This is a genomic window from Actinosynnema sp. NPDC059797 (genome assembly GCF_042732085.1).
Lineage (GTDB): Bacteria > Actinomycetota > Actinomycetes > Mycobacteriales > Pseudonocardiaceae > Actinosynnema.
This window is the reverse complement of the sequence record NZ_JBHWIE010000044.1, coordinates 13,497-34,148: the sequence shown is the minus strand read 5'-3', so window position 1 is coordinate 34,148 and position 20,652 is coordinate 13,497. Positions and strand designations below refer to the sequence as shown.

At 74.9% G+C, this 20,652-nt stretch carries 18 protein-coding genes and 1 pseudogene; 11 read left to right on the top strand and 8 right to left on the bottom strand.

What is annotated here, in order from left to right; genetic code table 11:
- The first annotated feature begins 477 nt into the window (after window positions 1-477).
- Entirely contained in the window at window positions 478-1,044 is a 567-nt protein-coding gene (locus ACFV4N_RS14510) for a Uma2 family endonuclease (protein ID WP_499672994.1), read from the top strand.
- A gap of 51 nt (window positions 1,045-1,095) precedes the next feature.
- Here the strand turns inward: ACFV4N_RS14510 and ychF are convergent, their stop codons facing one another.
- Window positions 1,096-2,175, bottom strand: a complete 1,080-nt coding sequence (gene ychF, locus ACFV4N_RS14505) for a redox-regulated ATPase YchF (RefSeq protein WP_499672993.1) — start codon at window positions 2,173-2,175, stop codon at window positions 1,096-1,098.
- Between the two features lie 79 nt (window positions 2,176-2,254).
- Between ychF and ACFV4N_RS14500 the strand changes: the two genes are divergently transcribed.
- Both ACFV4N_RS14500 and ACFV4N_RS14495 read left to right on the top strand, forming a co-directional pair.
- On the top strand, window positions 2,255-3,523 hold the full coding sequence (locus ACFV4N_RS14500; protein ID WP_499672992.1) for a DNA-3-methyladenine glycosylase 2 family protein: 1,269 nt from the start codon (window positions 2,255-2,257) through the stop codon (window positions 3,521-3,523).
- A complete protein-coding gene (locus ACFV4N_RS14495) occupies window positions 3,520-4,032 on the top strand; it encodes a methylated-DNA--[protein]-cysteine S-methyltransferase (RefSeq protein WP_499672991.1) in 513 nt (170 codons plus the stop codon). The genes ACFV4N_RS14500 and ACFV4N_RS14495 overlap by 4 nt, the downstream gene beginning before the upstream one ends.
- A gap of 49 nt (window positions 4,033-4,081) precedes the next feature.
- Here the strand turns inward: ACFV4N_RS14495 and ACFV4N_RS14490 are convergent, their stop codons facing one another.
- Both ACFV4N_RS14490 and ACFV4N_RS14485 read right to left on the bottom strand, forming a co-directional pair.
- Window positions 4,082-4,924, bottom strand: coding sequence for a DUF6542 domain-containing protein (locus ACFV4N_RS14490; RefSeq protein WP_499672990.1), 843 nt, complete (start codon window positions 4,922-4,924; stop codon window positions 4,082-4,084).
- A 47-nt stretch (window positions 4,925-4,971) separates the two neighbouring features.
- Window positions 4,972-5,919, bottom strand: coding sequence for a DNA recombination protein RmuC (locus tag ACFV4N_RS14485; RefSeq protein ID WP_499672989.1), 948 nt, complete (start codon window positions 5,917-5,919; stop codon window positions 4,972-4,974).
- Between the two features lie 88 nt (window positions 5,920-6,007).
- On the opposite strand from ACFV4N_RS14485, the gene ACFV4N_RS14480 reads away from it, so the two are divergent.
- Together ACFV4N_RS14480 and ACFV4N_RS14475 are read left to right on the top strand one after the other, a co-directional pair.
- Complete coding sequence (locus ACFV4N_RS14480; protein WP_499672988.1) at window positions 6,008-7,153, top strand: metallophosphoesterase family protein; 1,146 nt, start codon at window positions 6,008-6,010, stop codon at window positions 7,151-7,153.
- Window positions 7,150-10,026, top strand: a complete 2,877-nt coding sequence (locus tag ACFV4N_RS14475) for an AAA family ATPase (RefSeq protein WP_499672987.1) — start codon at window positions 7,150-7,152, stop codon at window positions 10,024-10,026. The genes ACFV4N_RS14480 and ACFV4N_RS14475 overlap by 4 nt, the downstream gene beginning before the upstream one ends.
- A gap of 287 nt (window positions 10,027-10,313) precedes the next feature.
- Here the strand turns inward: ACFV4N_RS14475 and ACFV4N_RS14470 are convergent, their stop codons facing one another.
- From ACFV4N_RS14470 to ACFV4N_RS14455, 4 genes are all read right to left on the bottom strand, one after another.
- Window positions 10,314-11,138: a MerR family transcriptional regulator gene (locus ACFV4N_RS14470; RefSeq protein WP_499672986.1), complete on the bottom strand. Its 825-nt coding sequence runs from the start codon at window positions 11,136-11,138 to the stop codon at window positions 10,314-10,316.
- On the bottom strand, window positions 11,131-11,667 hold the full coding sequence (locus ACFV4N_RS14465; protein WP_499672985.1) for a VOC family protein: 537 nt from the start codon (window positions 11,665-11,667) through the stop codon (window positions 11,131-11,133). The genes ACFV4N_RS14470 and ACFV4N_RS14465 overlap by 8 nt, the downstream gene beginning before the upstream one ends.
- A 56-nt stretch (window positions 11,668-11,723) precedes the next feature.
- Window positions 11,724-12,686: a TIR domain-containing protein gene (locus ACFV4N_RS14460; protein WP_499672984.1), complete on the bottom strand. Its 963-nt coding sequence runs from the start codon at window positions 12,684-12,686 to the stop codon at window positions 11,724-11,726.
- 109 nt (window positions 12,687-12,795) lie between these two features.
- On the bottom strand, window positions 12,796-14,688 hold the full coding sequence (locus ACFV4N_RS14455; RefSeq protein WP_499672983.1) for an ABC transporter ATP-binding protein: 1,893 nt from the start codon (window positions 14,686-14,688) through the stop codon (window positions 12,796-12,798).
- Between the two features lie 373 nt (window positions 14,689-15,061).
- On the opposite strand from ACFV4N_RS14455, the gene ACFV4N_RS14450 reads away from it, so the two are divergent.
- On the top strand, window positions 15,062-15,703 hold the full coding sequence (locus ACFV4N_RS14450) for a PLL family lectin (protein ID WP_499672982.1): 642 nt from the start codon (window positions 15,062-15,064) through the stop codon (window positions 15,701-15,703).
- Between the two features lie 69 nt (window positions 15,704-15,772).
- Here the strand turns inward: ACFV4N_RS14450 and ACFV4N_RS14445 are convergent, their stop codons facing one another.
- Window positions 15,773-16,717 carry a 4-hydroxy-3-methylbut-2-enyl diphosphate reductase gene (locus ACFV4N_RS14445; RefSeq protein WP_499672981.1) on the bottom strand — a complete coding sequence of 315 codons (945 nt, stop codon included), beginning with the start codon at window positions 16,715-16,717 and terminating at the stop codon, window positions 15,773-15,775.
- A gap of 62 nt (window positions 16,718-16,779) precedes the next feature.
- Here ACFV4N_RS14445 and ACFV4N_RS14440 point away from each other — a divergent pair, with 62 nt between their 5' ends.
- The 5 genes and pseudogenes from ACFV4N_RS14440 to glpX all read left to right on the top strand — a co-directional run bounded on the left by ACFV4N_RS14440 (window position 16,780) and on the right by glpX (window position 20,630).
- Entirely contained in the window at window positions 16,780-17,331 is a 552-nt protein-coding gene (locus ACFV4N_RS14440; RefSeq protein ID WP_499672980.1) for a lipid droplet-associated protein, read from the top strand.
- Window positions 17,332-17,334: 3 nt separating this feature from the next.
- Window positions 17,335-18,582, top strand: a pseudogene (gene xseA / locus ACFV4N_RS14435) (exodeoxyribonuclease VII large subunit); the annotation flags it as partial.
- A 274-nt stretch (window positions 18,583-18,856) separates the two neighbouring features.
- Window positions 18,857-19,264 (top strand): sugar ABC transporter substrate-binding protein, encoded by a 408-nt coding sequence (locus tag ACFV4N_RS14430; RefSeq protein ID WP_499672979.1) that lies wholly within the window; start codon window positions 18,857-18,859, stop codon window positions 19,262-19,264.
- Entirely contained in the window at window positions 19,261-19,500 is a 240-nt protein-coding gene (locus ACFV4N_RS14425) for an exodeoxyribonuclease VII small subunit (RefSeq protein WP_499672978.1), read from the top strand. Before ACFV4N_RS14430 ends, ACFV4N_RS14425 begins: the two co-directional genes overlap by 4 nt.
- A gap of 80 nt (window positions 19,501-19,580) precedes the next feature.
- Window positions 19,581-20,630, top strand: coding sequence for a class II fructose-bisphosphatase (gene glpX / locus ACFV4N_RS14420; protein WP_499672977.1), 1,050 nt, complete (start codon window positions 19,581-19,583; stop codon window positions 20,628-20,630).
- Window positions 20,631-20,652: the final 22 nt, after the last annotated feature.

Below are 20,652 nucleotides of genomic sequence, written 5' to 3'. Positions count from 1 at the left end.
CACGAAACGGGGTACCCGAACGTCAAGACGAGTGGGAGATCAACGCAAGGGGATATCGCATGACCGCCGACATCGTCGTGTTCACCGTCGCCGCCCTGGGCATGCTGGCGACCGCGGGTGGCGTCTTCGCCATGGCCCGCCACAGCCGCAACCAGGTGCGCTGACGGCACGCAGACAGTACCTCGGGGCGGCGCACGCGGTGCGCCGCCCCGAGTCGTGCCGGGGGTCGGCGCGCCCGTGGCGAGGGCCGGCGCGCCCGTGGCAGAGGGCTGTGACGGACGTTCCGCAAACGCTTGCGCACTGCCTGGCGCGGCCATGGACAGCATGTCCCGGTGGTCCACCGACCCCCGTGGACCGCCTCATCGTGCGATGGCGCTCCGCGCCGCGCCGCTGGTGGACTGTGACCACAGCGCCCCGAGATCCTGGAGGCCACCCGTGAGCATCTCCCACGCCGCAGGAACGAGTTACGGTGAAGTCATGGCCGGCTTGCCCGAGTGGATGCGCCCACCGCGCGAAGAAGGCTGGCTCGCGGAGGACCTGGATCAGCTGCCCGAGGCGCCCCGACACACCGAGTTGATCGACGGAGCGCTCGTTTTCATGATGGCCCCGCAACGGCGCTGGCACAGCCGCTTCCTCACGAGGCTCACCCTCGCGCTGGAGGAGCAGGCGCCGGGAGGCGTCGAGGTGGACCGGGAGATCACCGTCCGCCTCGACGCCCACAACCGCCCCGAACCGGACATCGTCGTCACGACCGCCCCCTTCGTTGGGGAGCAGACCTGGCTCGCGCCGCAAGAGGTGCTGCTGGTGGTCGAGACGGAATCGCCGGAGTCGCGGATCCGCGACCGCACCGTCAAGCCGCACAAGTACGCCGAGGCCGGCATCGGGCACTACTGGCGCGTCGAGGAGGAGGGCGGCAAACCGGTCGTGCACGTCTACGAGCTGGACGAGCAGACCAAGACCTACGTCCCGGTCGGCATCTTCCGCGACCGACTGCGCCGCCCGGCGCCGTTCGAGGTCGAGCTCGACCTGGCCGAGCTGGTCTAACGCGGCTTCGTCCACCCCGCCGGCGCGGCCTCGCCGGCGGGGATCGGCCCGTCACACGTTGAAGCGGAACTCCACCACGTCGCCGTCCGCCATGACGTAGTCCTTGCCCTCCATGCGGACCTTGCCCGCCGCCCGCGCGGCGGCCATCGAGCCCGCCTCCACGAGGTCGTCGAAGGACACGACCTCGGCCTTGATGAACCCGCGCTCGAAGTCGGTGTGGATCACGCCCGCCGCCTGCGGCGCGGTCGCGCCCTTGGGGATCGTCCACGCCCGCGACTCCTTGGGCCCCGCCGTCAGGTAGGTCTGCAGCCCCAGGGTGTGGAACCCGGCCCGCGCCAGCGCGTGCAGGCCCGGCTCGTGCTGGCCGATCGACTCCAGCAGCTCCCGGGCGGACTCCTCGTCCAGCTCCAGCAGCTCCGCCTCGACCTTGGCGTCGAGGAACACCGCGTCCGCCGGCGCCACCAGCTCGCGCAGCTCCTTCAGCTTCGCCTCGTCGGTCAGCACGCCCTCGTCCGCGTTGAACACGTACAGGAACGGCTTGGTGGTGAGCAGGCTCAGCTCGCGCAGCAGCGGACCGTCCACTTCGGACCGCGCCGCGAACAGCGTGCGGCCCGAGTCGAGGACCTCGCGCGCCTTCTGCGCGGCCTCCAGCGCCGGCCGCCGGTCCTTGACCGTGCGCGCTTCCTTCTCCAGCCTCGGGATGGCCTTCTCCAGGGTCTGGAGGTCCGCGAGGATCAGCTCGGTGTTGATCGTCTCGATGTCGGCGACGGGGTCGACGCGGCCGTCCACGTGCACCACGTCGTCGTCCGCGAACACCCGGATGACCTGGCAGATCGCGTTGGCCTCGCGGATGTTGGCCAGGAACTTGTTGCCCAGGCCCGCACCCTCCGACGCGCCCTTCACGATGCCCGCGATGTCGACGAACGACACCGTCGCGGGCACCTCGCGCTCCGAGGAGAAGATCCCGGCCAGCTTGCCGAGGCGCTCGTCCGGCAGCGGCACCACGCCGACGTTCGGCTCGATGGTCGCGAACGGGTAGTTCGCCGCCAGCACGTCGTTGCGCGTGAGGGCGTTGAACAGGGTGGACTTGCCGACGTTGGGCAGGCCGACGATACCGAGGGTCAAACTCACGGGAGGTGAGTCTACGCGCCCCACCCCCGTGTCCGATTCCCGCGAGACCACACCGGTAAGGGCTGGCAGAGTGGTTGCCGTGCTCCTCGACGACGAACGCGCCTACCGGGCCGTCGCGGCCCGTGACGCCCGGTTCGACGGCTGCTTCATCCTGGCGGTGCGCACCACCCGCATCTACTGCCGCCCGTCCTGCCCTGCGGTGACGCCGAAGCGCCGCAACGCCGAGTTCTACCCCACGGCGGCGGCCGCGCAGTCGGCCGGCTACCGGGCGTGCCGGCGGTGCCTGCCCGACGCCGTGCCGGGCTCGCCCGAGTGGAACCTGCGCGCCGACCTGGCCGCGCGCGCCATGCGCCTGATCTCGGACGGCGTGGTGGAGCGCGAGGGCGTGCCCGGCCTGGCGAACCGGCTCGGCTACTCCGAGCGCCACCTGACCCGCGTGCTGACCGCCGAGCTGGGCGCCGGTCCCCTGGCCCTGGCCCGCGCGCACCGCGCCCACTCCGCCCGCCTGCTGATCGAGACGACCGACCTGTCGTTCTCCGACGTGGCGTTCGCGGCGGGCTTCGCGAGCGTCCGCCAGTTCAACGACACGATCCGGTCGGTCTTCGCCACGACGCCGTCGGCCATGCGCGCCACCCGCGCGGTCACGGGCCCGGCCGGCCGCATCACCCTGCGCCTGCCCTACCGGCCGCCGTTCGACGCCGCCGGCCTGCTGGCCGGCTTCCGGGCCTCGGCGATCCCGGGCGTCGAGCACGTGACCGACACCGCCTACGCCCGCTCCCTGCGCCTGCCGCACGGCCAGGCCACGGTCCGCCTGGAACCCGCCGACGGCCACGTCCTGTGCACGCTCCGGCTCACCGACCTGCGCGACCTGGGCAGCGCGGTGAGCCGCGTGCGGCGGCTGATGGACCTGGACGCCGACCCGGTGGCCGTCGACGGGTTCCTGTCCGCCGACCCGGTGCTGCGCCCCCACGTGCTGTCCCGGCCGGGCGTCCGCCTGCCGGGCAGCGTGGACGGCGCGGAGACCCTGCTGCGGGCCCTGGGCCACACCTCGCCCGGCGAGCCGCTGGCGCACCCGGACGGCGAGGTCACCCACCTCTACCCGGAGCCGGCGGCGATCGACTCCCCGGTGGCGCGGGCCCTGGCCGACGGCTCCCTGCGGGTGGACGTGGGCCGGGACGCGGACGAGCTGCACGCCGAGCTGGCCGCGTTCCCCGGAGTGGGCCCCGAGGTCGCCGCGTACGTGGTGATGCGCGTCCTCGGCGCCCCCGACATGCCCTTGACCAGTGACGACAACGCCTGGCGGCCGTGGCGCTCCTACGCCGCCGTGCACCTCGGGAGAGCAGCGTGACCACTGCGCACGTGTCCACGATCGACACCCACATCGGCCCCTTCACCGCCGTCGTCGCACCGGACGGCGCGGTCCTGGCCAGCGGCTGGACCGCGGACCCGGACGACCTGCTGCCGCAGGTGTCGCCCTCGCTGCGCCCGACCGACCTCACCACCCGCCGCGACCTGGGCGAGGTCACCCGGGCCGTGCGCGCCTACCACCGGGGCGACCTGGCGGCGATCGACGGCGTGCCGGTGCGGCAGCGGGCGGGCGGGTTCACCGAGCAGGCGTGGACGGCGCTGCGCGCGGTCCCGGCCGGCCGGACCGTGTCCTACGCGGAGTACGCCGAGCTGGCCGGGCGGCCGGCGGCGGTCCGGGCGGCCGCGAGCGCGTGCGCGAAGAACGCCGCCACGCTGTTCGTGCCGTGCCACCGGGTGGTGCGGACGGGCGGCGCGACCGGGAACTTCCGCTGGGGCGTGGAGACCAAGCGCCGGCTGCTGGCGCACGAGGCGTCGCGGGGTCCGGCCTGAGCGCCGCGGGAGAGCGGGAGAGCAGGACCGGGAGAGCGGGACCGGGAGATCAGTCCTCGTCGCGCGGGCGGGGCTTGCGCTGCCCCGGGCGGCCCTCGCGGGACGCCGGGCGGCGCGGCCGGTCGCCGGGCGCGCCCTCACGGGGCCGGGGCCGCTTGGGCCGGTCCTCGTCGGAGGAGGCGGCGGCAGCGGCGGGACGGCGGCGCTCGCCGTCCGGGCGGGGGCGCTTCGGCCGGTCCTCGGGCGCGTCCGCCGACGCCTTGGCGGCCTTCCCGGCGCGCTCGCCCTTGACCGGCTTCTCCGCGCCCGACCTCTCCCCCGCCGGCTTCTCCGCGGCCGGCTTCTCCGCGCGCTCGCCCTTCGCGGGCTTGGCCGGCTTCCGCCTGGCCTCGTGGACCTCGTCCCCGGTGGGCCGGTTCGGGTCCTTCTGCGTGGTCACCCGGACGATCCCGACGACCACCGTCAGCGCGGTCGTCACCGCCATCGCCGGGAAGCCGTCGATCAGGGGTTTGCCCAGGTCGATGCCGATGGACGCGAGCCCGCCCGAGGGCATCCCGCGCGCCACCACCGCCACCAGCGGCACGACGACGGCCAGCACGAGCGGCGGCTGGACGATCGGGCCGAACATCGACCGCCGCTCCACGAACACCACCGCGCCGACGCAGCCGACGAGGAACGCGGCGGCGAACGCCCACCCCACGGTCGGGGCGGACGACAGGTCCACGTACGCGCCGACGGCGGCGACCACGAACGAGATGAGCACGGCGGCCCACCAGGGCAGGCCCCGGAAGCTGCCGAACATGGCGCGGTCGTTCCAGCGGACGCCCTCGTCGAAGTCGTCGAAGTCGCCCTCCGGCTCGCTGCGCGAGTCGTCACGCGTTGCAGCGGTCACGCAGCACACTCCTCGATCGGGCGGGGCGGAAGGTCCGCCACACTCTATTACGCCTCGCGGGCGTCCAAGGGTGCACCGAGGCTCTCGTCCGCCCGGCGCACCAGCGGCAGCGCCGTGACCCCGGACGACGCGTCGCTCAGCGGCTCCACGGCCGCCCGGAAGCCCTCCAGCGCGTCCAGCTCGCGCCGCCGCGCCGACAGGAACCGCTGGAGGTGCGTGCTCGACAGGTTCACCGCGTCGATCGCGCCGTCCGCGGCCCGGTGGGCGCGCCCGGCGGCCTCCCGCACCCGCTCCACGTCGTCGGCCAGCGCCCGGTCGGTCACCGCGAACATCGCGGCCGAGGCGATCACCGCGAACCCGGTCGGCCCGCACAGGAACACCCGCCGGTCCAGCAGCCACCTCAGCAGCTCGGGGTCGGTGTCCAGGGCGGCCACCACGGCGGCGTCGCTGGGCACGAACATGATCGTCCCGTAGATCGCGTCGGCCCACCGCTGGTAGCCCTTGCCGGCCAGCTCGGCGGCCCGCGCCCGGATGTTGCGCACGTGCACGCGCAGCGCGTCGGCCCGCTCGTTCGGGTCGTCGGTCTCGACCGCCTCGGCCCACGTCGCCATGCTCATCTTCGCGTCCACGGGCACCTGCCGGCCGCCGCCCACGGCGAGCACCAGGTCCGGCCGCACGGACCCGCCGCCCGCGACGTCGACCTGCACCTCGAAGTGGACGCCCTGGCGCAGCCCGAGCGCCCGCGCGGTCTCCACCAGCACCTTCTCGCCCAGCTCGCCGCGACCGCTGACGGACGAGAACGCGACCTCGTACCGCTGCAGCTCCGCCCACTGCCGGTCGCCGCGCTCGCGCTCCGCGGCCACCGCGGCCAGCGCGGCGTCGGTGCGCCGCACGCTGTCCTGGTAGAGCCGGTGCAGGAACACCAGGGCGCCCGCGAGCAGGAGCGCCACGACCACCGCCGCCGTGCTGAGGACCGCCGTCACACCGCAGATCATTCCGCATCGCCGTGAGATCACACGTTCGAGCGACACGCCGAGACCCCCTGCCGGGCTCCGCCACCGGCCGGCCCTAGCGTGTGCCGGCATGAGGTTCCTGCACACCTCCGACTGGCACGTGGGCCGGACCTTCCACGGTCGGGACCTGCTCCGCGAACAGGAGGCGGTGCTGGGCGGCCTGGCCGACCTGGTGTCCGACGAGCGGGTCGACGTGGTCGTGGTGGCGGGCGACCTGTTCGACCGGGCGGTGCCGAACGCGGAGGCCGTCGCGGTGTGCTCGCGGGTCCTCAAGCGGATCCGGGCGGCCGGCGCGCGGATCGTGGTCACGCCCGGCAACCACGACTCGGCGACGCGGCTGGGCTTCCTCGGGGCGTTCGCCGAGGCGGGCGGGCTGCACCTGCGCACGCGCGTGGCCGAGCTGCACGAGCCGGTGCTGTTCACCGACGAACACGGGCCGGTCGCGGTGTACGGCATCCCGTTCCTGGAGCCGGAGACGGCGCGGCACGCGCTGGGCGTGCCGGACGCCAAGGGCCACGCGGGCGTGCTCGCCGAGGCCATGCGGCGGGTGCGGGAGGACCTGGCCCGGCGCGCCGGCGCCCGGTCGGTGGTGCTGGCGCACGCGTTCGTGACCGGCGGCGAGCCGTGCGAGTCGGAGCGCACCATCGCGGTGGGCGGCGTGCAGGACGTGTCGGGCTCGGTGTTCGCCGGGGTCGACTACGCGGCGCTGGGCCACCTGCACGGGCAGCAGACCCTGGCCGACCACCTGCGGTACTCGGGCAGCCCGGTGGCGTACTCGTTCTCCGAGGCCCGGCACGACAAGCTGGTGTGGCTGGTGGAGCTGGACGCGGGCGGCCTGGCGGGCGTGGAGAGGCGGGGCCTGCCCGTGCCGCGGCCGCTGGCGACCCTCGGCGGCGAGCTGGAGGAGCTGCTGGCGGCGGCCGAGCACGAGGCGGTGGCGGACCACTTCCTGTCGGTGACGCTGACCGACCGGGTGCGCCCGCTGGACGCGCTGCGCCGCCTCCAGGCGAGGTTCCCGCACGCGGTGCACGTGGAGTGGCGGCCGGCGGAGGGGCGGGCGGGCGACCTGCGGTTCGCCGAGCGCGTGCGCGGCCGCACCGACGAGGAGGTCGCGTGCTGCTTCGTCGAGGACGTGCGCGGCGACCGGCCGGGTGAGCGGGAGCTGGCGCTGCTGCGCGAGGCGTTCGCCGCGGCGGCCCGGGAGGTGGACCGGTGAAGCTGCACCGGCTGGCGGTGAGCGGGTTCGGCCCGTACGCGGAGCGCGAGGAGGTCGACTTCGACCTGCTCGGCGCGGACGGGTTGTTCCTGCTGCACGGCGACACCGGCGCGGGCAAGACGACGCTGCTCGACGCGGTGGCGTTCGCGCTGTTCGGGAAGGTTCCGGGCGCGCGCGGCGACGTGAAGCGGCTGCGCTGCGACTACGCCTCGCCGGACACGCCGACGTTCGTCGAGCTGGAGCTGACCGTGCGGGGCAGGCGGTTCCTGGTCCGGCGCAGCCCCGAGTACGACCGGCCCAAGCGGCGCGGCGACGGCGTCACCCGCCAGCAGGCGCAGGTGTCGCTGACCTGGCTGGCCGGCTGGGAGGGCGAGGGCCACACCCGCATCGACGACGTGGCGCGCGAGATCGACGCCCTGCTCGGCATGACCGCCGACCAGTTCTTCCAGGTCGTGCTGCTGCCGCAGGGCGAGTTCGCGCGGTTCCTGCGCGCGGAGACCGTCGAGCGGGAGAAGCTGCTGGAGAAGCTGTTCGGCACCGAGCGGTTCCTGGACGTGGAGAAGTGGTTCCGCGAGCACCGCCGCGAGCGGCGCCAGGAGGTGGAGCGGCTCGGCCTGGTCAACCGCGACCTGGTGCAGCGGGTCGCGGAGGCCGGGGCGGAGGAGCCGCCGGAGGTGGCCGACCCCGAGTGGCTCAGCTCGCTGCTCAAGCGGCTGGACGAGGACGGTCGCGAGGCCGGGCAGCGGGCCGGCGAGGCGCTGGCGCTGCGCGCGGAGGCGGAGCGGGCCTGGCAGGGCGCCCGTGCGCTGGACGAGCGCGTGCGGCGGGTCCGCGACGCGCGCCGGGCGCTCGACCGGTACGCCGAGGAGGAACCGGACCTGCGGGCGCGGGTCGCGGAGCTGGACGCGGCCCGGCGGGCCGCCGCGGTGGTGCCCGCGCGGACCGCGCAGGACCGGCTGGAGGCCGCGCTGGCGCAGGCCGGGGCGCGGGAGCGGGCGGCGGGCGCCGCAGTGGCCGCCCTCGGGTACGGCGGCACGGACCTGCGCGGCGACGCCGAGCGGTGCCGCGAGGAGTCCGGCGCGCTGACCACCCTGGCCGCCGAGGCGCTGAAGCAGGAGGAGGACCGGCGGCGCGTCGCGCACCTGGAGCAGTCGATCGCGGCCACGTCCCGGGACCTGGCGGTGCTGGTGTCCCAGCTCGACGAGGTGCCCGCCCGGCTGGCGGCGGCGCGGTCGGCGGTCGAGGAGTCGGGGCTGGCCGCCGCGCGGCTGACCCAGGTCGCCGGGCTCGCGGCCGCGGCGGCGGAGCTGCCGCGCGTCGAGGCGGCGTTCCGCGCGGCCGACGAGGCGCGGCGCGGCGCCGTGGACGAGCACCAGCGGGCCCGGGACGCGCTGCTGCGGGTGCGGCAGGAGCGGCTGGAGGGCATGGCCGTCGAGCTGGCGGCCGGGCTGCGGCCCGGCGAGGCGTGCCCGGTGTGCGGGTCGGACGAGCACCCCGCGCCCGCGCGGCCCCTGCCGACGGCCGTGACGGCGGCGGACGAGGACGCGGCGGCCGACGTGGAGCAGCGGGCGGCCGACCGGCGGGTGCGGGCCGAGCAGGAGGCGCAGAAGCTGGAGAGCCGGCTCGCCCACCTGCGGGAGCAGCTCGGCGACCGCTCCCCCGACGAGCTGGAGCGCGAGCACCGCTCGGTGCTGGCGCTGGCCGGGCGGGCCGAGGCGGGTCAGGCGGAGCTGGCCGAGCTGGAGCGGCAGGTGGAGGACGCGCTCGACCGGCGCGGCCGGCTGGAGCGGGACCTGGAGCGGGCGGGCGCGCAGCGGGACGAGCTGGTCGCGGCGGTCGCGGAGCGCGCGGCGCGGCTGGAGGAGGCGCGCGGCGACTTCCCGGACGTGGTGGCGCGCCGGGCGCACCTGTCCGACCTCGCCGACGCGCTCACCGACCTGCACGCGCGGCGGGTCGCGGTGGCCGAGCACGCCGAGCGCCTGGCCGAGCAGCGGCTGGAGGTGTCGCGGCTGGCGGCGGGGGCGGGGTTCGCCGACGTCGCCGAGGCCCTGGCCGCGGCGCGCCCCGACGCCGCGCTGGCCGAGCTGGAGGAGCGCGTCCGCCGGGCGGAGCACGCCCGCGCCGCCGCCGAGAGCACCCTGGTCGAGCTGGCCGACGTCGACCCGGCCGCCGAGGTGGACGTGGCGGGCGCCGAGGCGCGGTTCCGCGAGGCCACCGAGGTCGCCACGCGGGCGTCCGGCGCCCGGGACGAGGCCCTCCGGCGCGCGGCGCGGGCCGCCGACCTGGCCGGGCAGCTGCGCGCGGCGTGGGCGCGGCTGGAACCGGTGCAGGCGGCGTTCGACGAGCTGGACGCGCTGACCGACGTGATCAACGGCCGGGGGCAGAACAGCCGCAGCATGACCCTGCGCACCTACGTGCTGGCCGCGCGGCTGGAGGAGGTCGCGGTGGCCGCGAGCGCCCGCCTGGAGCGCATGAGCCAGGGCCGCTACCGGTTCGTGCACTCGGTGGAGGCCGGGCCGCGCGGCACCAGGGGCGGGCTGGGCCTGGACGTGCTGGACGACTACTCGGGGCTCCAGCGGCCGGCGAAGACGCTGTCGGGCGGCGAGTCGTTCCTGGCGTCGCTGGCGCTGGCGCTGGGGCTGTCGGACGTGGTGGCGGCCGGTGCGGTGCTGGACACGCTGTTCATCGACGAGGGCTTCGGCACGCTGGACGCGGAGACGCTGGAGCTGGTGATGACCACGTTGGACGAGCTGCGCGCGGGCGGCCGGGTGGTCGGCCTGGTGTCCCACGTGGACGAGCTGCGGCAGCGCATCCCGACCCGCCTGCGGGTCCGCAAGGCCCGCGCGGGCTCGACGCTCGAACTGACGGCCTGACCGAGGGGTTCGGGGTGACGCCGGGCGCTCCGTGGCGCGGTGCGGTGGTCGTGGTCGCGTTCCTGTGCAGGCGGTGGCGGGCCTGCTCGTGCCCGCGGGCGCGGTCGCCACGTGGCGGCAGGTCCTCCTCGCCCGGGAGGGCCAGATCACCGAGCGGTCCACCAGGGCCGTCGAGGCGCCTTCGTGCGCAACCGCGCGCCGCGGGAGACCGGGGCGCACGAGCCCGGCGACGGCCCCGGCGAGCGGCAGCCGCGGATGCGGCTGCGCCGGCTCGGGGCCGACCGGTCCTAGCCCTGCTCCCAGGTCGCGGTGTCGGGGTCGATGCCGTGGGCGCGCGCGTCGGCGTCGATGATCCGGCGGAACCACGCGGCGAGGCCGGCGCGGACGCCGTCGTAGTGGGCGGCGTACCCCGGGTCGGTCTCGAACACCCGGCCCAGGCAGACCTGCATCCGCCGGGTGAGGGGGAAGTACGAGGCGAAGACCTCGCGGTGCCGCTCGACGAGCCGGTTCGCCTCCGGGCTGCCCGGTTCGACGCCGGCGTCCATCGCGTCGCCGAGGGCGCGTTCGAAGTCGGTGACGGCCTCGGCGACGGCCCGCCACTCCTCCGGGCCGCGGGCGGCCGAGCGCTCGGCGTACTGGAGCCACTGCGTCGTGCCCCCGTAGCGCCGGCGGGCTTCGGCGGACCAGTCCGGGTCCCACCGGGGTCCGAAGACCTCGGCCTGCTGCTCGGCGGTGAGCAGCAGGCCGCGCTCGTGGGCGTCGATCATCCGCTCCAGCCCGGCGTCGAGCCGCCGGAGCCGGTCGATCCGCTCGGCGACCCGGGCGCGCTGCTCGCGCAGCGCGCCCGGCACGTCCGCGACCGTGTCGTCCAGGATGGCCCGGATCCCGTCCAGGCCGAGGCCCAGCTCGCGGTAGACGACGATGCGGTGCAGGCGTTCCAGGTCGCCGGCGGTGTAGAGCCGGTACCCGGCGACCGTGCGCAGCGACGGTCGCGCCAGGCCGATCTCGTCCCAGTGGTGCAGCGCGCGGACCGTCACGCCCAGCCGCGCCGACACCTGGCCGACGGTCAGGCCGTCGGTGCCGTCGGTGCCGGCATCGGGGGCGTCACGCATGTTCCACATCGTCGCCGCGGCCGGCGGCCGGCGGGGTGATCCCGATGGCCGCCAGGTTCCGCGCCTCCTCGCCGTCGGGGTCGAAGACCTTCGCCGCGGTGAGGACGACCCGCGCGTGCTCGGGCGTGATCACCTCCACGTCGCGGGTGTTCCAGGGGGTGTCCCGCGGCCCGTCGACCGAGTCCGGCCGCAGCGCGCGGCAGGCCGCGACCAGGGAGTCGACCTGGCCGAGCACGCACGAGAAGCTGACGCTCATCGCCGGCGCGCGCTCGGGCACCTCCTCCGCCGAGACGAGGAGCACGTCCTGGAACGCCCACCGGCGCAGGTGCACGAGCCTGCCGGGGATGCCGAACAGCTCGAAGAAACCGAGCCCGCGCGTCCAGAAGTCCACCGAGGCCGCCAGGTCGGCCGTGGGGATCGTCACGAACGCGGGCATCCCGTAGATGCCGCGGAACGGCTCCGGCGGGACCGCGTCCGGGCCGGGCGTCGGCACGGGGCTGATCTCGAAAGCGTCGTAGTAGTTGCCCATGTGCCCCACCCTGCGGCCTCACGCGGCGTGAGGGTCAAGCCGGGAACCGGCCCGGTTCACCGCCGGGCGGCCCGCACCGGCACGACCTGGCCGGACAGCGCCTCCTGGTCGCCCTCCCGCTCGACGGCGGGCTCGCCGGGCACCACGACCAGCGCGATCTCCTCGGCGATCTCGTCCACGGTGCGGTCGCTGGTGCCGCGCACGACGAGGTCGGCCAGCCACGGCAGCCCGTCCAGCGCCTCGACCCTGGTGATCCCGTGCAGCACCGGCAGCACCACCTGGTCGCCCTCGACCCGCGGCGTCCCGGTCGCGGTCGGCTCGAAGAACCCCGGCGACAGGACCACCACGCCGAACCGGCTGCACGCGAGGCCGCGCTCCAGCCGCTTCGCCAGCGAGTCGCCGATGGCCAGCTCGAACTCGTCCAGCCACACCGACGCGCCCCGCGCCCGGAGCGCCTCGGCGAGCGGGCGGGCGACCTCCTCGCGGTCCTCCACGACGTGCAGCACGAACACGTCGCGCAGGCCGTCGGCCGCGCCCCGCTCCCGGACCACGCCCAGGCGCGGTTCGCCGGCCACCGGCTGCGCGGACGCGGGCGGCAACCGCTCGGCCAGCCACCTGACGCGCAGGTCCAGGTCGCCGGACGCGCTGCCGAGGTCGCCGACGACGCGCCACCGGCCCGGCCACGGCACGGTCAGCTCGAACGACGACCCGGTCGCCCACCCGCCGACGTAGGCGTACTTCCGGCCGCGCATCATCCGCGCGTAGTTGGGGCCGTCGACGAGGCGCACGCTGGCCGCGGGGCCGTCCAGGCTCACGCGCGCCACCGCGCCCGCGGGCTGCCGGGTCGGCTCGGTGCACCAGAACCTGCCCGGTCTCCCCGCCGCGCGGCGCACGTCCCGCGTCCGGCCGAGGCGCAGCAGCAGCCGCCAGTTCGGGGCGGGCCGGAGCACCAGCAGGAGCAGCAGCGCGGTTTCCGCGCCCAGGACCAGCGGCCAGTTCTCGGCGAGCCATTCGAACATGACCGGAGCCCTCTCGGCGGGATGTCACCAAGGGGCCATCCTGGTGAACCCGGGAGCGCGGGTCAAGGGAGTGCGCGGCGCGCCGGGAACGCCGTTCGCGCCGGAAAAGCTACTCGTTCGCCGGGGCCAGGAGCCCGCCCCGGTAGGCGGCGGCCTGGAGCTCGAACAGCTCGGCGTAGTGGCCGCCCAGGGCCATCAGCTCCTCGTGCGTGCCCTGCTCCACGACCCGGCCCTGGTCGAGCACGACGATCCGGTCGGCGTTGCGGATGTTCGCCAGCCGGTGCGTCACCAGGATCGTGGTGCGGCGCGCGGTCGCCTCGCGCAGCCCCGCGAACACGCGCGCCTCGGCCTTCGCGTCCAGCGCGGCCGTCGGCTCGTCGGCCACCAGCACGGCGGCGTCGCGGTACATGCCGCGGGCGATGCCCATGCGCTGCCACTGGCCGCCGGACAGGTCCTGGCCGTCGTTGAACTGCCGGGACAGCACGGTGTCGGGGCCGCCGGGCAGCGAGTCCAGCACCTCGTCCGCGCCGGACCTCGCCACCGCGTCCCGGTAGGCGGGCTCGTCGTCCCGTTCCAGCCGGCCGACCAGCACGTTGTGCCGCGCGGTCATCGGCCACCGCGCCGGGTCCTGCGCGATCACCGCGATCGACGAGTGCACCAGGTCCGGGTCGGCCTCCGCCAGGTCCACGCCGTCCCAGCGGACCGAGCCCGACGTGGCCGGGTAGAGGCCGGTGAGCACCTTGCCCAGGGTGGTCTTGCCCGAGCCGTTCTCGCCGACCAGCGCGACGACCTCGCCCCGCTCCACGGTCAGGTCCACGTCGCGCAGCGCGGGCCTCTTCCCGCCCGGGTAGGTGAAAGACACGTTCTCCAGGGTGATCCGCTCCGGGTCGGCGGGCGGCCGGACCCCGGAGCGCGCCTGGGCCCGCTCCGCGCCCTCGGCGAGCAGCTTCTTGTAGAAGTCGATGTAGAACGAGTCCTCGTAGAGGGAGTTGACCGCGCGGGTCGTGCCGGCCAGCGACGAGAACCCGGTGCGCATGGCCAGCACCGCCGTGCCCGCGAGCGCCAGCTCCATCGCCCCGGTGTGCAGCAGCAGGCCCAGCACCAGGTAGGCGACGCCCGTGCCGACGCCGGCGAGCGCCCGGCCGACCAGCCGCACGAGGTTCGTCCGGTGCGCCATCCGGATCTCGTCGACGACCAGGCTGTCGGCGATCCTGCGGTGCTCGGCCAGCAGCCGCTCCTGGAGGGTCAGCGCGTGCCGCTCGAGGGCGAAGTCGCGGTCCGTGGCGACCTCCTCCACCACGCCCTTGCGGGTGTTGCGGGTGACCGAGTCCAGGAAGTGCTCGTAGCGCAGCTTGGACGCGCGCGCCGCCGCCCACGCGTTGGCCAGGGCGGCCAGCAGCAGCGCGGGCGCGAGCCAGGGGTTGAGGAACCCGACCGTGACCACCGCGGCCACCAGCGAGATGCCGCCGGAGAGCAGGTCGGCCAGGTAGCGGAGGCTGGACTCCAGCGAGCGGACGCCGCGCCGGCCGCCCTGGCGGGCCAGCTCGCGGAAGTCGGCGTCCTCGAACGCGAGCAGCTGCGCCCGCACGAGCACCGCCGTGACCTCGTCGTTCGCCGCCCGGGTGACGCGCGGCCGCAGCGAGCTCTCCACCGCGGACACGGCCGTGTCGAGCAGCGCGCGGACCACCAGCGAGCCCACCACCACGGCCAGCGCGGGCAGCGCCCGGACCACGCGGTCGGGCGTGGGGCCGTCGCGGAGCAGCGCGGTGAACACGTCCGCCGTGGCCAGCAGGCCGAACGCGGTGACGCACCCCGAGGCGACGTGCACCGCGCCCGCCAGCACCGTGAGGCGCGGCGAGGTCGCCCACGCCAGGCGTGCCACCGCCGCCACCGCCGCGGGCAGGCTGCGCAGCGCCTTGCCGAGGCTCACCGACACCCCGCCGCGACGGCGGGCCCACTGGGGGGTGGCGACGTTCTCCACCCCGATCAGCACACTGCTCATGCACCCAGGGAACGGAACTTCCCCGGATCTGCCAACCACTTTCGCCGTCGGCGCAGGCAGTCGCTTCGGAGGGGCGGAATTGTCGTACCCCTGTGGGACGATCGGAGCGGGCCGCGATCTCGTTCGCGCGGATGAGGCGACATCATTTCACGACCGGCACCCCTAAAGGGTTCCTCCGCTCGGTTCACCTTTCCCCTTTGCGCAGCGCACGGTGACCACACCCCTTCACGACGAGGCATTTTCGCGGAGATCTTCGGCGATGACGAGTGAACGTGAATTCAGCCGTTCGAATTAACACAAACGTGCTACGTTCGCTTTGTTTCAGGTGCGAAAACACCACGCCGACGGAGGGAAGTCGATGCGCTCCGCACTCGTGAAATCCTTGCTCGCCATTCTCCTGGTGTCGTCCTCCACCGGCGTCGCCGCGGCCGCCGCCGAACCCGCGCGCCCCGAGGGGGCCGGGCCGGCGACGGAGAGGCAGTGGTCGGGTTGGGAGGACCTGGGCGGGGTGCTCCTCGCCGGGCCGACCGTCTCCTCGTGGTCGGCGGGCCGGCTGGACGTCTTCGCCCGCGGCACCGACAGCGCCGTGTGGCACAAGTGGTGGGACGGGTCCTCGTGGTCCGGCTGGGAGAGCCTCGGCGGCGTCATCATCGACAACCCCGCCGCCGTCTCCTGGGGGCCCAACCGCATCGACCTCTTCGCCCGGGGCACCGACAACCACCTCTGGCACAAGTGGTGGGACGGCTCCTCCTGGCTGGGCTGGGAGAGCCTCGGCGGCGCCATCACCGCCGGCCCCGCCGTCGCCTCGTGGTCCGGCAACCGGCTCGACGTCTTCGCCCAGGGCACCGACCACCAGCTCTGGCACAAGTGGTGGGACGGCTCGTCCTGGCTGGGCTGGGAGAGCCTCGGCGGCGTGTTCAAGGACAACCCCGCGGCCGTCTCCTGGGGGCCCAACCGCATCGACGTCTTCGTCCAGGGCACGGACGACCACCTGTGGCACAAGTGGTGGGACTGAGGTCCCGGCGCCCGGCCCCCGGGCCGGCCGGAGCGCCGCGGCGCCCCCGGTCGACCCGGGGGCCGGGCGTCAGCGCACCATGTCCTTGCGCAGCTCGCGCGGCAGGGCGAAGGCGATCTTCTCGTTCGCCGTGGTGATCTCCTCGACCTGCCCGTAGCCGCGGTCGGCCAGGTGCTCGAGCAGGTCCATCACCAGGATGTCCGGCACCGACGCGCCCGAGGTCACGCCGACCGTGGTGACGCCGTCGAGCCACGCCTCGTCGACCTCGCGCGCGTAGTCGATCAGGTGGGCGGCCTTCGCGCCCGACTGGAGCGCCACCTCCACCAGCCGCACCGAGTTGGACGAGTTCTTCGACCCGACCACCAGCACCAGGTCGCACTCCGGCGCCATGGTCTTCACCGCGGTCTGCCGGTTGGACGTGGCGTAGCAGATGTCGTCCGACGGCGGCTCCTGGAGGTCCGGGAACCGCTCCTTGAGCTGCCGCACGCGCACCATGGTCTCGTCGACCGACAGCGTGGTCTGGGACAGCCAGACCACCTTGGACGGATCGCGCACCTCGACCTTGTCCACGTCCTCGGCGGTGTCGACGAGCTGGATGTGCTCGGGGGCCTCGCCCTGCGTGCCCTCGACCTCCTCGTGCCCCTCGTGGCCGATGAGCAGGATGTCGTAGTCCTCGCGGGCGAAGCGCTTGGCCTCGTTGTGGACCTTGGTGACCAGCGGGCACGTGGCGTCGATGGTGCGCAGCGAGCGCGAGGCCGCCTCCTCGTGCACGGCGGGCGACACGCCGTGGGCGGAGAACACCACCAGGGCGCCCTCGGGCACCTGGTCGGTCTCGTCGACGAAGACCGCGCCCCGCGCGGACAGCGTCTCGACGACGTGCTTGTTGTGGACGATCTCCTTGCGCACGTAGACCGGGGCGCCGTACTGCTCCAGCGCCTTCTCCACCGTCACCACGGCACGGTCCACGCCGGCGCAGTAGCCACGCGGCTTCGCCAGGAGCACTCGCTTGTCCATGTGCCCAGGGTACGGCGTGCCAGGTGTAGGCATCCGGCGGCCGACTGCGGCAGGCTGTAACCATGAAGCCACTGCCGCTGCCCGTCCGCCTCGCCGCGGGACTGGCGGTCACCGCCGTCGAGCAGGCCCGCAAGCTGCCGCAACAGCTGGTGGGGCTCCCGGTGACCGTGGTCAGCGAGGCGTTGCAGCTGTCCATGCGGGTCCAGCAGCGGGTGACCGAACTCGCAATCAAGGGTGACGACGTGCTGGCCGTGCTGCGACCGGCCGAGCAGGAGCCCGAGTGGGCGACCTTCGACGAGGACGAGGACGAGGTCACCGGCCTCCGCCCGGACCCGGACCTGGACGACGAGGACGAGGACGAGGACGACCGGGACGGGGTCCGCCGGCCCGCCGAGGACCCGTGGGCCGAGGAGGAGCGGGCCCTGGCCGCGGAGTCGCCCGCGGTGCTGCCGGAGTACGACCAGCTCACGCTGCCGCAGCTGCGGGCCCGGCTGCGCACGCTGTCCGCGGCGGACCTGGAGCAGCTGCTCGCGCACGAGCGCACGCACGCCGCGCGCCCCGAGTTCACCGGGATGCTGACGCGGCGCCTCGCGAACCTGAAGTCCGGCGGCTGACGGGTGGCGGAGGAGAGGTCCGGTCCTGAGAGGTCCAGTCCGGAGAACCCGTGGCCGGTGCGCACGGTGGCGCGCAAGATCTTCGACTGGATCAACCGCCTGGGTGACGTGTGGGTGGAGGGCCAGGTCACCCAGCTGAGCGCCCGCCCCGGCACGTCGACCGCGTTCCTCACCCTGCGCGACCCCTCGGCGGACATGTCGATGCAGCTCACCGCGCCCGTGGGCGTGGTGCGCGAGCTGCAACTGGCCGAGGGCAGCCGCGTGGTGGTGCACGGCAAGCCGCACTTCTACCCCAACCGCGGCACGCTGAGCCTGCGCGTGGACGAGATCCGGCAGGTCGGCATCGGCGAGCTGCTGGCCCGGATCGAGCGGTTGAAGAAGCTGCTGGCCGCGGAGGGCCTGTTCGACCCGCGGCGCAAGCGCAGGCCGCCGTTCCTGCCGAACAAGATCGGCCTCATCACCGGCCGCGCGTCGGCCGCGGAGCGGGACGTGCTGACCAACGCGCACGCGCGGTGGCCGGGCGCGCGGTTCCGGGTGGTGAACGTGGCCGTGCAGGGCGTGTCGGCCGTGCCGCAGATCCTCACCGCACTGTCGACACTGGACCACGACTCCGAAGTGGACGTCATCGTGCTGGCCCGCGGCGGCGGCAGCGTCGAGGACCTGCTGCCGTTCTCGGACGAGGCGCTGTGCCGGGCGGTGGCGGCCTGCCGCACGCCGGTGGTGTCGGCGATCGGGCACGAGCCGGACACGCCGCTGGTGGACCACGTCGCGGACCTGCGCTGCTCGACGCCGACCGACGCGGGCAAGCGGGTGGTGCCGGACGTGGCGGAGGAGACCCAGCGCGTCCGCCAGATGCGCGACCGGGGCCGCCGCGCCCTGCGCGCCTGGGTGGACCGCGAGGAGAAGCTGCTGGCGTCGCTGCGGACCAGGCCGGCGCTGGCCGACCCGCACGGCCCGCTGGACCGGCGCGCCGAGGACGTGGACCGGCTGCGGGAGCGGTCCCGGCGCGCGGTGCGCAACCGGCTCGACGCGGAGGCGACCGGCCTGACCGCCACGCGCGCCCGCTTGACGACCCTCGGGCCGGCCGCCACGCTGGCCCGGGGGTACGCGGTGGTGCAGCTCGTCACGCCGGACGGCGAGGTGGGCGGGGTGCTCCGGTCGACCTCCCAGGCGCCCCCCGGCGCCCGCCTGCGGGTGCGCGTGGCCGACGGGGCGGTGCACGCGGTCGTGGCCACCGGCGACGGCGACGGCGACGCGGCACGGGCAGGCGACCCGGCACGAGCCGGTGGCGCGGCACGGGCCGGCCGGAACGGCGCACCGGCACCCGCCCGGTCGAGCGACACCCCGGCACCAGCCGGCACGAACGACGACCCGGCACCAGCCGGTACGAACGACGAGCCGGCACCAGCCGGCGAAGACGGCAACCCGGCGCGAGCCGGCGAGAGCGGCACCCCGGCGCGGACCGGCGACGACGGCGGTCCGGCGCACGCCGGCGGTGACGGCGGTCGGGAGGAAGGAGGCGGTGGTGCCGAACCCGGCACGTGAGCCCACGTTCCTGCCCTTGACGATGGCCGCCGCGAACGAGGCGGACGACGAGGGCGCGCGCACCGTGCGCGACCGGGCGGAATCGGCCGACCGGGCCGCGGCCGACTGCTGGCTGGCGCTGGTGGCCGGCTGCACGTCCGGCAGGCAGGCGCTGGTCGACCGGCTGCACGACCTGTCCGAGGCGACCTGCGGCTACGCCGGGGCGCGGTGGTGGACGGGCCGGGGCTCGGTGCACCGCACGCGCGTCACGGCCGCCGAGCACCGCATCGACGACGCGGTGCGCGAGGGCGACGGCGCGGAGTTCGCCGAGGCGTTCATCGGCTACGACCAGGCGGTGGCCACGGTCGTGGCGCACGTCAAGAGCAGATTGGGGAAGTCGGTCACGTGAGCGAGCCCGCAGCCGGAGAGCTGGGCGTCGAGGAACTGGGCTACGAGCAGGCCAGGGACGACCTGGTGGAGGTGGTCCGCAGGCTGGAGGCCGGCGGCCTGTCGCTGGACGAGTCGCTGAGGTTGTGGGAGCGGGGCGAGGCCCTGGCGAAGACCTGCGAGCGGCTGCTCGCGGGCGCCCGCGAGCGGATCGATCAAGCACTGAGTGTGACCGAGGAGGACGTGGCCGAGGGGTGACGACGTGCGAGGATTGTTCTACCGCCGGGTAATCCACGCCGGTCGGTGACCAGTCCGGCAGCCGCACCAGGGAGCGCCACATGACCAGCAGCCCGTCCGAGCGTCGTCGCGAAGCACCCGACCGGAACCTCGCGCTGGAGCTCGTCCGGGTGACCGAGGCGGCCGCGATGGCCGCCGGGCGCTGGGTCGGCCGCGGCGACAAGAACGGCGGCGACGGCGCGGCCGTGGACGCCATGCGCAAGCTCATCGGCACCGTGTCGATGCGGGGCGTCGTGGTGATCGGCGAGGGCGAGAAGGACGAGGCGCCCATGCTGTTCAACGGCGAGGAGGTCGGCGACGGCAACGGGCCGGAGTGCGACGTTGCCGTCGACCCGATCGACGGCACCACGCTGATGGCCAAGGGCATGCCGAACGCGCTGGCCGTGCTCGCGGTGGCCGAGCGCGGCGCGATGTTCGACCCGTCCGCGGTGTTCTACATGGAGAAGCTGGCCACCGGGCCGGAGGCGGCGGACGTCATCGACATCACCGCGCCGATCGCGGAGAACGTCCGGCGGGTCGCCAAGGCCAAGCACTCCGACGTGTCCGACGTGGTCGTGTGCGTCCTGGACCGGCCCCGGCACGAGTCGATCGTGCGGGACGTGCGCGCGGCGGGCGCCCGCGTCCACTTCATCTCCGACGGCGACGTGGCGGGCGCGATCTCGGCGGCCCGCCCGAACACCGCCATCGACCTGCTGGTGGGCATCGGCGGCACGCCCGAGGGCATCATCGCGGCGGCGGCGCTGAAGTGCATGGGCGGCGCGATCCAGGGCAGGCTGTGGCCGAAGGACGACGAGGAGCGGGCCAGGGCGCTGGCCGCCGGGCACGACCTCGACCGGGTCCTGACCACCGACGACCTGGTGCGCGGCGACAACGTGTTCTTCTGCGCGACCGGCGTCACGGACGGGGACCTGGTGCGCGGCGTGCGCTACCGGGCGGGCGGCTGCACCACCCAGTCGATCGTGATGCGCTCCAAGTCCGGCACGGTCCGCATGATCGACGGCTTCCACCGGATGGACAAGCTCCGCGAGTACGCCTCGGTGGACTTCGACGTCCCGGCGGGCGGCGTGGACGCCCTGCCGCCGCTGCCCTGACCGGCGACCGGCTGTCAACTGT